9 protein-coding genes are annotated in these 12,003 nt (G+C 68.2%); 7 read left to right on the forward strand and 2 right to left on the reverse strand.

Annotation, left to right across the window (positions count from 1 at the left end):
- Positions 1 to 17: 17 nt before the first annotated feature.
- Both mfd and QQK83_RS02875 read right to left on the reverse strand, forming a co-directional pair.
- Positions 18 to 3,473 carry a transcription-repair coupling factor gene (gene mfd, locus QQK83_RS02870; RefSeq protein ID WP_284261524.1) on the reverse strand — a complete coding sequence of 1,152 codons (3,456 nt, stop codon included), beginning with the start codon at positions 3,471 to 3,473 and terminating at the stop codon, positions 18 to 20.
- A 40-nt stretch (positions 3,474 to 3,513) separates the two neighbouring features.
- A complete protein-coding gene (locus tag QQK83_RS02875; protein ID WP_284261526.1) occupies positions 3,514 to 4,032 on the reverse strand; it encodes a component of SufBCD complex in 519 nt (172 codons plus the stop codon).
- Between the two features lie 176 nt (positions 4,033 to 4,208).
- On the opposite strand from QQK83_RS02875, the gene hemB reads away from it, so the two are divergent.
- From hemB to QQK83_RS02910, 7 genes are all read left to right on the forward strand, one after another.
- Positions 4,209 to 5,201, forward strand: a complete 993-nt coding sequence (gene hemB, locus QQK83_RS02880; RefSeq protein WP_284261528.1) for a porphobilinogen synthase — start codon at positions 4,209 to 4,211, stop codon at positions 5,199 to 5,201.
- A 135-nt stretch (positions 5,202 to 5,336) separates the two neighbouring features.
- A complete protein-coding gene (locus QQK83_RS02885) occupies positions 5,337 to 5,894 on the forward strand; it encodes a lipid-binding SYLF domain-containing protein (RefSeq protein ID WP_284261530.1) in 558 nt (185 codons plus the stop codon).
- Positions 5,895 to 5,973: 79 nt separating this feature from the next.
- Positions 5,974 to 8,457 (forward strand): penicillin acylase family protein, encoded by a 2,484-nt coding sequence (locus tag QQK83_RS02890; protein ID WP_284261532.1) that lies wholly within the window; start codon positions 5,974 to 5,976, stop codon positions 8,455 to 8,457.
- Positions 8,458 to 8,846: 389 nt separating this feature from the next.
- Positions 8,847 to 8,990, forward strand: coding sequence for a hypothetical protein (locus QQK83_RS02895; RefSeq protein ID WP_284261535.1), 144 nt, complete (start codon positions 8,847 to 8,849; stop codon positions 8,988 to 8,990).
- Between the two features lie 159 nt (positions 8,991 to 9,149).
- Entirely contained in the window at positions 9,150 to 10,022 is an 873-nt protein-coding gene (locus QQK83_RS02900) for an ATPase (RefSeq protein WP_284261648.1), read from the forward strand.
- A gap of 34 nt (positions 10,023 to 10,056) precedes the next feature.
- A complete protein-coding gene (gene metA, locus QQK83_RS02905; RefSeq protein ID WP_284261536.1) occupies positions 10,057 to 11,001 on the forward strand; it encodes a homoserine O-acetyltransferase MetA in 945 nt (314 codons plus the stop codon).
- Positions 10,998 to 11,945 carry an alpha/beta fold hydrolase gene (locus tag QQK83_RS02910; RefSeq protein ID WP_284261538.1) on the forward strand — a complete coding sequence of 316 codons (948 nt, stop codon included), beginning with the start codon at positions 10,998 to 11,000 and terminating at the stop codon, positions 11,943 to 11,945. The genes metA and QQK83_RS02910 overlap by 4 nt, the downstream gene beginning before the upstream one ends.
- Positions 11,946 to 12,003: the final 58 nt, after the last annotated feature.

Raw genomic sequence — 12,003 nt, forward strand, 5'->3', positions numbered from 1 at the left:
AAAAGCCTTGGCCCGGCTCAGGCCGCAGCCTTCCCCTTCGCATGGAGCGCGAGGTCGCGGGCGATGGCGAAGGCGCCCTTGATCTTCTCGGCATCGCTCGACCAGTCGCGGCGCACGACGATCTTGTTGTCCTTCACCTTGGCCAGGCCCTTCTGATCCTTAACGAAGGCGACAAGCCCCGCGGGGTTGGGGAACTTGTCCATGTGGAACTGCACCGTCGCCCCCTTGGGCCCGGCATCGAGCCGGGCGATCTGCGCGCGCTTGCACATCGCCTTGATCCGCACCACCAGGAGCAGCGTGTTCACCTCCTTCGGGAGCGATCCGAAACGGTCGATCAGCTCGGCCGCGAAGCCCTCCAGGTCGACCTTGGTCTCGAGCTGCGACAACCGTCGATACAACCCCAGCCGCACGTCGAGGTCGGGCACGTAATCCTCCGGGATCAGCACCGGCACGCCGAGGTTGATCTGCGGCGACCATTGCCCGTCGCCGTCCCCGGTCAGCCCCTCGCCCTCACCCGAGCGGATCTTGGCGATCGCCTCTTCCAGCATCGACTGATACAGTTCAAAGCCCACCTCGCGCACATGGCCCGACTGCTCCTCGCCCACGATGTTGCCGGCGCCGCGGATGTCGAGATCCTGGCTGGCGATGGTGAAGCCCGCGCCGAGACTGTCGAGACTGCCCAGAACGCGCAGCCGCTTCTCGGCGGCGGGCGTCAGCTTCAGCCGAGGCTTCGTCGTCAGGTAGGCATAGGCCCGCGTCTTGGCGCGCCCCACCCGGCCGCGGATCTGGTAGAGCTGCGCCAGCCCGAACATGTCGGCGCGGTGGATGACCATGGTGTTGGCGGTGGGAATGTCGATGCCGCTCTCCACGATGGTGGTGGCCAGCAGCACGTCGTATTTCCCGTCGTAGAAGGCGACCATGCGGTCGTCGAGCTCGCCCGCCGCCATCTGCCCGTGGGCGGTGACGAAACTGACCTCGGGCACCTGCTCGCGCAGGAAGGTCTCGATCTCGGGCAGGTCCTCGATCCGGGGGACCACGTAGAAGCTCTGCCCGCCGCGGTAATGCTCGCGCAGCAGCGCCTCGCGCACCGTGACCGCGTCGAACTCGCTGACATAGGTGCGGATCGCCAGCCGGTCGACCGGCGGCGTCCCGATCAGCGACAGGTCGCGCACGCCCGAAAGCGACATCTGCAGCGTCCGCGGGATCGGCGTGGCCGAGAGCGTCAGCACATGCACGTCCGAGCGCATTTCCTTCAGCCGTTCCTTGTGGGTCACGCCGAACCGCTGTTCCTCGTCCACGATCAACAGGCCCAGCTCGCGGAAGCGGATGCCCTTGGCCAGAAGCGCATGGGTGCCGACCACGATGTCGACCGAGCCGTCGGCCATGCCGGCCCTGGTCTCGGCGGCCTCCTTCTGGCCGACGAAGCGGCTGAGTTGGCGGACCTTGACCGGAAAGCCCCGGAACCGTTCCGCAAAGGTCTTGGCGTGCTGGCGCGCGAGCAGCGTGGTGGGGGCGATCACCGCCACCTGCAGGCCCTGCGCCGCCGCGACGAAGGCCGCGCGCATCGCCACCTCGGTCTTGCCGAAGCCCACGTCGCCCACCACCAGCCGGTCCATGGGGCGCCCGGCCTCCAGGTCCTCCATCACGTCGGCGATGGCCGAGAGCTGGTCGTCCGTCTCCTCGTAAGGGAAGCGCGCGCAGAAGGCCTCCCACATGTCGCCGGGGGGCTGCAGGATCGGAGCCTTGCGCAGCTCGCGCTCGGCGGCGATGCGGATCAGCTTGTCGGCGATCTGGCGGATGCGCTCCTTGAGCTTGGCCTTTTTCGCCTGCCACGCGCCGCCGCCCAGCTTGTCGAGCAGCCCCTCGTCATGGCCGTAGCGGGTCAGCAGCTCGATGTTTTCGACCGGCAGGTAAAGCCGGTCGCCGCCCGCGTATTCCAGCAAAAGGCATTCGTGCGGCGCGCCCATCGCGGTGACCGTCTCGAGGCCCTTGTAGCGCCCGACGCCGTGGTCGACATGCACCACCAGGTCGCCCGGCGAGAGCGACTGCGCCTCGGTCAGGTAATTCTCGGCGCGCCTTGTCTTGCGCTTGGGGCGGATCAGCCGGTCGCCCAGCACATCCTGTTCCGAGATCACCGTCAGCCCGCCGCCGGTGAACCCCTCTTCCAGCGGCCAGACCACGAGGTTGACCGAGCCGCGCCCCGTGATCCCGCGCGCATCCACCGCCAGCTTGGCATCCGCGATGCCCTGATCCTCGAGCAGGCCCTGAAGCCGCTCGCGCGCGCCCTCGGACCAGGAGGCGACGACCACGGCGCTCTCTTCGCGCATCGCTTGAACATGCGCCGCCAAGGCCCCGAAAAGGCTGAGTTTCTCATCCTGGCGCTCGACCGAGAAATTGCGCCCCACGCGCCCGCCCATGTCCAGCACGCCGGGACCGGGGGCGGCCGGGATCGGCGAGAACTGCACCACGCGCCGCCCCGCCGTCGCCCTGTCCCAGGCCGCATCGTCGAGATAGAGCAGCCCCGGCGGCACCGGCTTGTAGACGCTGTCGAGACGGCCTTTCTGGCTCAGCGCGGTCTTGCGCGTGTCGTATTGGTCGGCGATCGTCTCCCAGCGTGACAGGCGCTGCGGCGTGGCCTGGTCGTCCAGCGTGATCCGCGCCTCGGGCAGGTGGTCGAAGAGCGTCTCCAGCCGCGCGTGGAAGAACGGCAGCCAATGCTCGACGCCCTGGTGCTTGCGGCCCGCGCTGACCGCCTCGTAAAGCGGGTCGTCGGTGCCCGCCGCGCCGAATTCCACCCGGTAATTCTGCCGGAACCGCGTGATCGAGGCCTCGTCGAGGATCACCTCGGAGACCGGGGCAAGCTCCACCCGCTGCAGCTTTTCGGTGGTGCGCTGGGTGGCGGGATCGAAGCGGCGCGCGCCGTCGAGCGTGTCGCCAAAGAGGTCGAGCCGCACCGGCGCCCCCTCGCCCGGCGGCCAGACGTCGATGATGCCGCCGCGCACGGCGTAATCGCCGGGTTCCGTGACCGTGGGGGTTTGCGAGAACCCCATGCGCACGAGGAAATCCTTGAGCGCCCCCTCGTCGATGCGGCCGCCGACGGTGGCCACGAAGGCCGAGGAGCGCAGCAACTCGCGCGGGGGCACGTATTGCGTGGCCGCGTTGAGCGTCGTCAGCAGGATGAAGGGCCCTGTCAGCCCCGCCGCAAGCGCGGCCAGCGTCGCCATGCGCGTGGCCGAGATCTCGGGGTTGGGCGAGACGCGGTCATAGGGCAGGCAATCCCATCCGGGAAAGCTCAGGACCGGGACGGTCGGGTCGAAGAAGGCCAGCGCGCGGGCCATCGCCGCCATGCGCTTGTCGTCGCGCGCGACATGCAGGACGGGCACGCCGCCCTGCTCCAGTTCGCGCAGGACGATGGTGGCGTCGAACCCTTCGGGCGCGCCGGAGGCAAGGATATGGGTGGGGTGTCGGGACATGCGCGTGACCTACGCGGGACGCGCGCGGTGTCAAGCCGCCTCAGCGCAGAGGGCTGATGGTGACGTTGGTATACATGCCCCAGAAGGCGGTGACGAAGATGAAGCACACACCCATCGCCTGCACCGCGAAGCGGTGGTTGCGCAGCCGGATGTGCAGCCGGTCGAAGCCGGTGTCCTGCAGCACACGCGCCGTGCGCAGCGTCAGCCCCGCCACAAGGATCAGCGGCAGCACCAGCAGCACGAGCGCCTGCGCGAATTCCACCCGGTAGCCCCAGCCCAGAACGATCAGCGAGGTGACGACAAAGGTCGATCCGGCCACCATCACCGTGCCCGACAGCTCGGACATGTCGAGGATGCGGCGGGCGTTGATCTCGGCCAGCGCGCGCAGGTCGGCCTCGGTCGTCTCGTCGCCGCGGCGGGCGCGCTGCACCATGTGGTAGGGGATGCCCATGACCCAATGCGACAGGGTCGACCACAGGATCGCCAGCACGATCCAGTACCACAGGTTCGAGAACGACCTGAGGTCGATCACTTCGGTGACGAGGTCGAAGAAGTCCAAGAGGGTCCGCCCGGCTACACTGCACACATTCTTATCGCCGCGCACCCTATCCGCGCGGTCCGGGGGTTTCCAGCCCTGCCGAAGGCCCGCAGGACCGGGACAACCTGCACCCTTGCCCCGCGGTCACGCCCATGTCACCGCTTGCAGCCGTAGCCCGAAGCGAAAGACCCCATGCCATGCCCCAGGCCCCCTTTCCCCTGACCCGCCACCGCCGCCTCCGCGCCCGGCCCGAGCTGCGCAACCTCGTGCGCGAGAGCGAGTTGAGCGTGAACGACCTGATCTGGCCGATCTTCGTGCGCGACGGCGAAGGGGTCGAGGAACCCGTGGCCTCGATGCCGGGCGTGGTGCGCCGCTCGATCGACCGGATCGTCGCGGCCGCGCGCGAGGCGTCCGCGCTGGGCATCCCGGCGATCTGTCTCTTTCCCTACACCGATGCGAGCCTCAAGACGGAGTTGTGCGAAGAGGCATGGAACCCCGACAACCTGTCGAACCGCGCGATCCGCGCGATCCGGGATGCGGGCATCGACATTGCGATCATGACCGACATCGCGCTCGACCCCTACAACATCAACGGCCATGACGGCATCGTGCGCGACGGCGTGATCGTCAACGACGAGACCGTCGAGGCGCTGGTGAAGATGGCGCTGGCCCAGGCCGAGGCGGGGGCCGACATCCTCGGCCCGTCGGACATGATGGACGGGCGCATCGGGGCGATGCGCGCCGCGCTGGAGGCAAACGGCCACACCAACGTTACGATAATGTCCTATGCCGCCAAGTTCGCCTCCAGCTTCTACGGGCCGTTCCGCGACGCGGTCGGTGCCTCGGGCGCGCTCAAGGGCGACAAGTTCACCTACCAGATCGACCCGGCGAACCGGCTGGCCGCGCTGGCTTGCGTCGAACGCGACCTGATGGAGGGCGCGGACATGGTCATGGTGAAACCCGGCCTGCCCTATCTCGACATCGCGCGCGAGGTGAAGGACCGCTTCGGTGCGCCGACCTTCGCCTACCAGGTCTCGGGCGAATACGCGATGATCGAGGCGGCGGCGGCGAACGGCTGGATCGACGGCGAGAAGGTGATGCTCGAGAGCCTTGCCTGTTTCCGGCGCGCAGGTTGCGACGGCGTGCTGACCTATTTCGCGCCACGGGTCGCACGCATCCTCAACGGGTAGCGGCCGCATGGGCGAATGACCGCCACCCATGGTGCAATGCACCGTGACAGACGGGGGCGATGCGCGTATCCTGCCGACAAGGCGCGGGCGGCGAACGACCCGCGTTTTCCGAGGCAACCCGGCATGAGGCCCCAGATGAGCAGTCTTTCCCGTCGTAATTTCGTGATCACCGGCGCATCCCTGCCCCTGCTTGCCGCCTGCGGCAACGGCGTGAATTCCCGTGCAGCGCAGCGGATCGACGCCCGCGTCGATGCCGCGACCGAATTCATGTACCGCGAGGTGCCCGGCTCCGAGGAGCTTTCCTTCAACGCCGCCGGTATCCTCGTCATGCCGCTGATCACCGAGGCGGGGCTGGGCATCGGCGGCTCTTACGGGCGCGGCGCGCTGCGGGTGAACGGGGTCACGGTGGATTACTACTCGGCCATCGCGGGGACCTTCGGGCTGCAGATCGGCGCGCAGCAATATGCGCATACGCTGTTCTTCATGACCGAGGAGTCGCTGCGCGATTTCCGCACCTCCTCGGGCTGGGCCGTGGGCGGCGACGTGCGCTACGCCGTCAACGACCGTGGCGGCAGCCTCGGCGTGGACACGACCGTGCTGACCGATCCGGTGATCGCGGTGATCTACGGACAGGCCGGCCTGATCGTGGGCGCGACCCTCGACGGCACGCGCTACACCCGCATCCTGCCCTGAGCCCGCGGCGCGGCGCGGCGCATTTGCAATTCGCGGGCGTCCGGCGTAGCTCAGGCCCGTGGAATCGCGCCGAGGCATCATGGCTGCCCTACTCCGTTGGCTTGTCAGACTGGGTTCGCTCGCCGTCGCGCTGACGGTGGGCGCGGTTCTGATCGCATGGTATGTGGGCGCGCGCTCCATTCCCGATTACGAGGCCGACTGGACGGTCCCCGGCCTGGGCGCCCCGGTCGAGATCGTGCGCAACACCTCGGCCGTGCCCCACATCTTCGGCGAGAGTGACGCCGATGTCTTCTACGCCCTGGGCGTCGCCCATGCTCAGGACCGGCTGTGGCAGATGCTGATGATGCGCCGAACGGCGCAGGGACGGCTGTCGGAGCTGTTCGGCGATGCGACGCTGCAGATCGACGATTTGCTGCGGCGGCTCGACGTCTACCATCTCGCCACCGAAAGCGTTGATGCCCTCGACCCCGAGACGGTCGCGGTGCTGCAGGCCTATGCCGATGGCGTGAACGCGTGGCTGCGCCTGATCGGGTCAGAGGCGCTGGGGCGCGGCGCGCCCGAGCTGTTCCTCTTCACCCCCGAGATCGCGCCCTGGCGGCCCGCCGACAGCGTCGCCGTCACCTTCATGATGGCGCTGCAACTGGCCGACCACCACGAGGAAGAGGTGCTGCGCGCCCGCGCGCTGCTGGCCCTCGACGACCCCGAGCGCCTGCGCGACCTGATGCCCGACGCGCCCGGCGCAGGGGCCGCCGAACTGGCCGCTCTGCCCGAATGGGAGACGCTCTTCGGCACCGCCCGGCCCAGCCAAACCGCCAGCCTCTCGCCGCCGCGCCACCCGTTGCACCCCAATGCCGCGGGCCGCGGACGGGCGGGGGCCTCGAACGTCTTTGCCGCCACACCGGCGCGCGCGGCCGCCTCCGGGGCGCTTCTGGCCAATGATCCGCACCTCGGGCTGACCGCGCCCTCGATCTGGTATCTCGCCCGGCTCGAACTTTCGACGGGCGGCGTGATCGGCGCGACCATCCCCGGCATGCCGGTGATCCTTGCGGGCCGGTCCGAGCGGCTCGCCTGGGGCATCACCTCGGCCTATCTCGACGACATCGACCTGTATGTCGAACAGCTGAACCCCGACAACTCCTCGGAATACCGCACGCCGGACGGCTGGGCCCCCTTCCGCACCGACCGCCGCGTGATCGAGGTTGCGGGCGGACAGCCCGTCACCATCACCCGCCGATGGACGGAAAACGGCCCCGTCATCCCCGGCAGCCATTACGATTTCGCCAGCGTCACGCCGCCCGGCCATGTCATGAGCATGGCCTGGACCGCGCTGACGCCCGAGAACACCTCGATCCAGACCGGGCTGCGCCTGATGCGCGCGACCACGATCGAGGAGGGGCTTGCCGCGGGCGAGGATTTCGTCGCCCCCGCGCAGAACCTGATGCTCGCCTCCGCCGACGGGCGGATCGCCATGCAGGTGATCGGCCACATGCCCTGGCGGCTGAACGCCCACCAGACGCAGGCGCGGATGCCCTCGCCCGGCTGGGTCGCGGCGAACCGCTGGCAGGGCGTGACGCAGTATTTCGCCAACCCCACCTTTCTCGATCCCGAAAGCGGCATCCTCGGCAACACCAACAACAAGATGGTGGACCGCGATTTCCCGCTGCATGTGTCGTTCCACTGGGGCGACACCCAGCGCATCACGCGGCTGACGCGGCTGATGGAGGCGCGCGACGTCCACACCCGCGACAGCTTCATCGAGGCGCAGCTCGACACCGTCTCGGCGGCCGCGCGCAACATCCTGCCGCTGGTGGCGCGCGACCTGTGGTTCACCGGACAGACCGCGGCGGCGGGCACGCCCGAACGCCGCCGCCAGCGCGCGCTGGAGCTCTTGGCCGACTGGAACGGCGAGATGAACGAGCACCTGCCCGAGCCGCTGATCTACGCCGCCTGGATGCGCGAGTTGCAACAACGCCTGATCCGCGACGATCTCGGCCCGCTGGCCGAGGCGTTCCAGAGCCTCGAGCCGATCTTCATCGAGCGCGTCTTCCGCGACATCGGGGGGGCGAGCGCATGGTGCGACGTGGCGCAATCCACCGCCGAGGAAAGCTGCACCGACATCGCGCGGGTCGCGCTCGACGACGCGCTGCAATGGCTCGAGGAACGCTACGGCGCCGACGTGGAAAGCTGGCGCTGGGGCGCCGCGCACGAGGCGCGCCACGATCACCAGGTCCTTGGCGACACGCGGCTCTTTTCCTGGATCGTGAACATCCGCCAGCCCACCTCGGGCGGGGATTTCACGCTGAACCGGGCGGCCACGCCCGGCACGATGCCCGATCCGTTCCTCAACACCCATGCCGCGGGCTACCGCGGGGTCTACGACTTCGCCGACCCCGACAGTTCCGTCTTCGTGATCTCGACCGGCCAGTCGGGCAACCCGCTGTCGCGCCATTACGACGACCTGGGCGAGCTGTGGCGGCGGGGCGAATACATCCCCATGACGCTCGACCCCGATCTGGCGCGCGCGGGCAACATCGGGGTGACGACCCTCACGCCGCGCGAGTGACCGCCGCCTCTGCGCAAGACCTTGTCCGGTCAGCGGTTCACAGAGCTTGTTCACGTGCAGGGTTTCGCCCTACCCTCCCCGCATGTCCTGCGAGCGTTAAGAGTTTCTTGGCAAGCCCGAGAGTAATGGTCCGAATATCCCCGTTTGCCTCGTCAAGGCTCTGGGTGCTGCGGGGGCGGCGTTTCTCACCACCGCGGCCTGCGTCGACAACCTGGTCGAGCATTTGTTCGGACCGGGGATGTTCTGGTTGATCGTGTCGCCTCTTCTTGCAGGCGCATGGGGAATGGAATACTTTTGCACCCATGGCGGAAAGGGGTCCAATGAAGACGACGGCTGAAAAATTCTGTGTTGTCTGCTTCGCACTCAGCGCCTTTCTGCCATGGGCATTGATGGTGACCGCCGCCGCGCTCGCCCTGTTCGGAACCGGAACGGCGGTCGAGAAAACCTCGGCCTATCTCGCGTGCTCCGGCCTTGTCGTGCTGCTTCTGTCCTACCTGATGGCCCGCCTCGCCAACCGGCTCGCGGGTCACTGACCGAAACACTGCGCGCCGGTCTCGATGCGCTGCATGCATGCTGAGCTGCGCATGTGCCGAAACAGCGCCGCTGGCAACCTGAGCGAAGGCTTTTGCACCGCGCCGCCCCCTGCGCTATGAGCGGCGGCAACCCTTTCGCACAGACAGCACCCCATGCCCCTGATCCACGACACACCCGCCGCCTTCGAGGCGGCCCCGCAGAAACACCTCGCCGTCTTCGGCATGTCGGGTCTTGGCAAGACGCGGCTTGCCAGCCTGCTGCGCGGGGCGGGCGAGTGGTATCACTACTCGATCGATTACCGCATCGGCACAGCCTACATGGGCGAGCACATCAACGACAATCTCAAGCGGCAGGCGATGCAGGTGCCCTTCCTGGCCGAGCTGCTGCGCTCGGATTCGATCTACATCACCTCGAACATCTCCTTCGACAACCTGTCGCCGCTCTCGACCTTCCTCGGCAAGCCGGGCGATCCCGCCCGCGGCGGTCTGCCCTTCGACGAATACATGCGCCGCCAGGCGCTGCACCGCCGGGCCGAGATCAACGCGCTGCTCGACACGCCCGCCTTCATCGCGCGCGCCCGCGACCTCTACGGCTACCCGCATTTCATCGCCGACACCGGCGGCTCGATCTGCGAGGTGGTGGACCCCGAGAACCCCGAGGACGAGGTGCTGAAAACGCTGTCGTCCCATTGCCTCATGGTCTGGATCGAAGGCCCCGAAAGCCACACCGAGGAACTGATCCGCCGCTTCGAGCGTGACCCCAAGCCGATGTATTACAAGCCCGATTTCCTGCTGCCGCTCTGGCAGGCCTGGCTGGACGAGACCGGCGCAACACCCGAGACCGCCGACCCCGACGCCTTCATCCGCCACGCCTATCGGCACGCCATGGCCCATCGCGCGCCGCTCTATGCCGCGATGGCGAAGAACTGGGGCGTCACCGTCACCGCCGCCGAGGTCGAGACGGTGCGCGACGCCGCCGATGCGATGGCCATGGTCGCCGCGGCCCTTGGCAGGGCGGCCGCCCGGACCTAACTGCGAGTTTCACCAAGACCGGACCCACCCGACGATGCCCATCAGACTGCCCTCCACCCTGCCCGCCTTTTCCATCCTCAGGAACGAGGGCGTGCAGGTCATGGGTCGCAGCGCGGCCGACAAGCAGGACATCCGCCCGCTCAGGATCGGCCTGCTGAACCTGATGCCGAAGAAGATCCAGACCGAGACGCAGTTCGCCCGCCTGATCGGCGCCTCGCCGCTGCAGGTCGAGCTGTCGCTCATCCGCATGACGGATCACGAGACCCGCAACACCGCCGCCGAACACATGGAGGCCTTCTACCGCCCCTTCGCCGAGGTGGCCGAGACGGGCGAGAAATTCGACGGGCTGATCATCACCGGCGCGCCCATCGAGCATCTGCCCTATGCCGATGTCACCTACTGGGAGGAACTGACCCGCGTCTTCGACTGGACGCAGAGCCATGTGCATTCCACCTTTGGCGTCTGCTGGGGCGGCATGGCGATGCTCAAGCATTTCCACGGCATCGAGAAGCACATGCTGGGGGCCAAGGCCTTCGGCTGTTTCCGGCACGCGGTGGCCGCGCCCGCCTCGCCCTACCTGCGCGGCTTCTCGGACGCGTTCGTGATCCCCGTAAGCCGCTGGACCGAGATCCGCCAGGACGAGGTCGACGCCGTGCCCGGCCTCGAGACGCTGCTGACCTCGGAGGAGGTCGGCCCCTGCCTGATCGAGGACCGCGCCCATCGCGCGCTCTACATCTTCAACCATTTCGAATACGACAGCGACACGCTCAAGCAGGAGTATGACCGCGACGTCGCCAACGGCACGCCGATCAACGTGCCGCGGAACTACTACCCCGAAGATGACCCCTCCCGCCCGCCGATGAACCGCTGGCGCAGCCATGCGCATCTGCTTTACGGCAACTGGATTTCCGAGGTCTACCAGACCACCCCCTATGACATCGCCGAGATCGGAACGCGCTCGACGGATTGGCGGACATGAAGCTTTTGCTTCTCCTGCTGGGGCTTCTGGCCCTCGGCTGGGGCGTCACGCTCTGGAAGGCCGCCCGGCACGAGGCGCGCGCGGTCGCGGAGTATCCACCGCTGGGGCAATTCGTGACCGTGGACGGCGCGCGCCTGCATATCCTGCAGGTGGGTGAAGGCCCCGACATCGTTCTGATCCACGGGGCAAGCGGGAACATGCGCGATTTCACCCATGACCTCGTGCCGCGGCTGGCGGGGCGTTACCGCGTGACCGTGGTGGACCGGCCCGGCCTCGGCCATTCCGACCGGCTGGACCGCGACGGGGCGACGATCTTCGAACAGGCCGATGTGCTGGTGCGCGCGGTGGCCGAGCTGGGCGTCGAGCGCCCGCTGGTGCTGGGCCACTCCTACGGCGGCGCGGTGGCGCTGGCCTGGGCCACGCGCCACCCCGAGGCAGCCGCGGGCCTGATCCTGCTGGCCGCGGCCTCGAACCCCTGGGACACGCCGCTTTCGACCTATTACCGCGTCCTGTCCTCGCCCGCGGGGCAGGTCGTGGCCGCCCCCCTCCTCACCGCCTGGGTGCCCGACCATGTCGTGACCGACACGATCGCCAGCATCTTCGCGCCCCAGCCCACGCCCGAGGGCTATGCCGATTACATCGGCGCGGGCCTGACGCTCCAGCGGCGCGCGCTGCGCGAGAACGCGCTGCAGCGCGCGGGCATCCTTGAGGAGATCACGCGGATGGTGCCCGATTACGCGGGCATCGAGATGCCGGTCGAGATCCTGCACGGCGACGCCGACACGACCGTCTGGCTGTCGATCCATTCCGAACCGCTGTCGCGCCAGATCGCGGGCGCGAACCTGGTGGTGATGGACGGCGTGGGCCATTCCCCCCACCATGCCGAGCCCGGGACGGTCATCGCCGCCATCGACCGCGCCGCCGCCCGCGCCGGATTGCGCTGAGGGGGCCAAGCCCCTAATGTCAAACCCCGTAACATATGGGCGCGAGAGAGGCAGGCCG

Source organism: Roseicyclus amphidinii (assembly GCF_030163755.1).
Classification (GTDB): domain Bacteria; phylum Pseudomonadota; class Alphaproteobacteria; order Rhodobacterales; family Rhodobacteraceae; genus Roseicyclus; species Roseicyclus amphidinii.

Coding starts and splice junctions, on each gene's coding strand:
- QQK83_RS02890 (WP_284261532.1), top strand. CDS start 5,974: ATGGCTGCCCTACTCCGTTGGCTTGTCAGACTGGGTTCGCTCGCCGTC.
- QQK83_RS02910 (WP_284261538.1), top strand. CDS start 10,998: ATGAAGCTTTTGCTTCTCCTGCTGGGGCTTCTGGCCCTCGGCTGGGGC.
- QQK83_RS02885 (WP_284261530.1), top strand. CDS start 5,337: ATGAGCAGTCTTTCCCGTCGTAATTTCGTGATCACCGGCGCATCCCTG.
- hemB (WP_284261528.1), top strand. CDS start 4,209: ATGCCCCAGGCCCCCTTTCCCCTGACCCGCCACCGCCGCCTCCGCGCC.
- QQK83_RS02895 (WP_284261535.1), top strand. CDS start 8,847: ATGGTGACCGCCGCCGCGCTCGCCCTGTTCGGAACCGGAACGGCGGTC.
- mfd (WP_284261524.1), bottom strand. CDS start 3,473: ATGTCCCGACACCCCACCCATATCCTTGCCTCCGGCGCGCCCGAAGGG.
- metA (WP_284261536.1), top strand. CDS start 10,057: ATGCCCATCAGACTGCCCTCCACCCTGCCCGCCTTTTCCATCCTCAGG.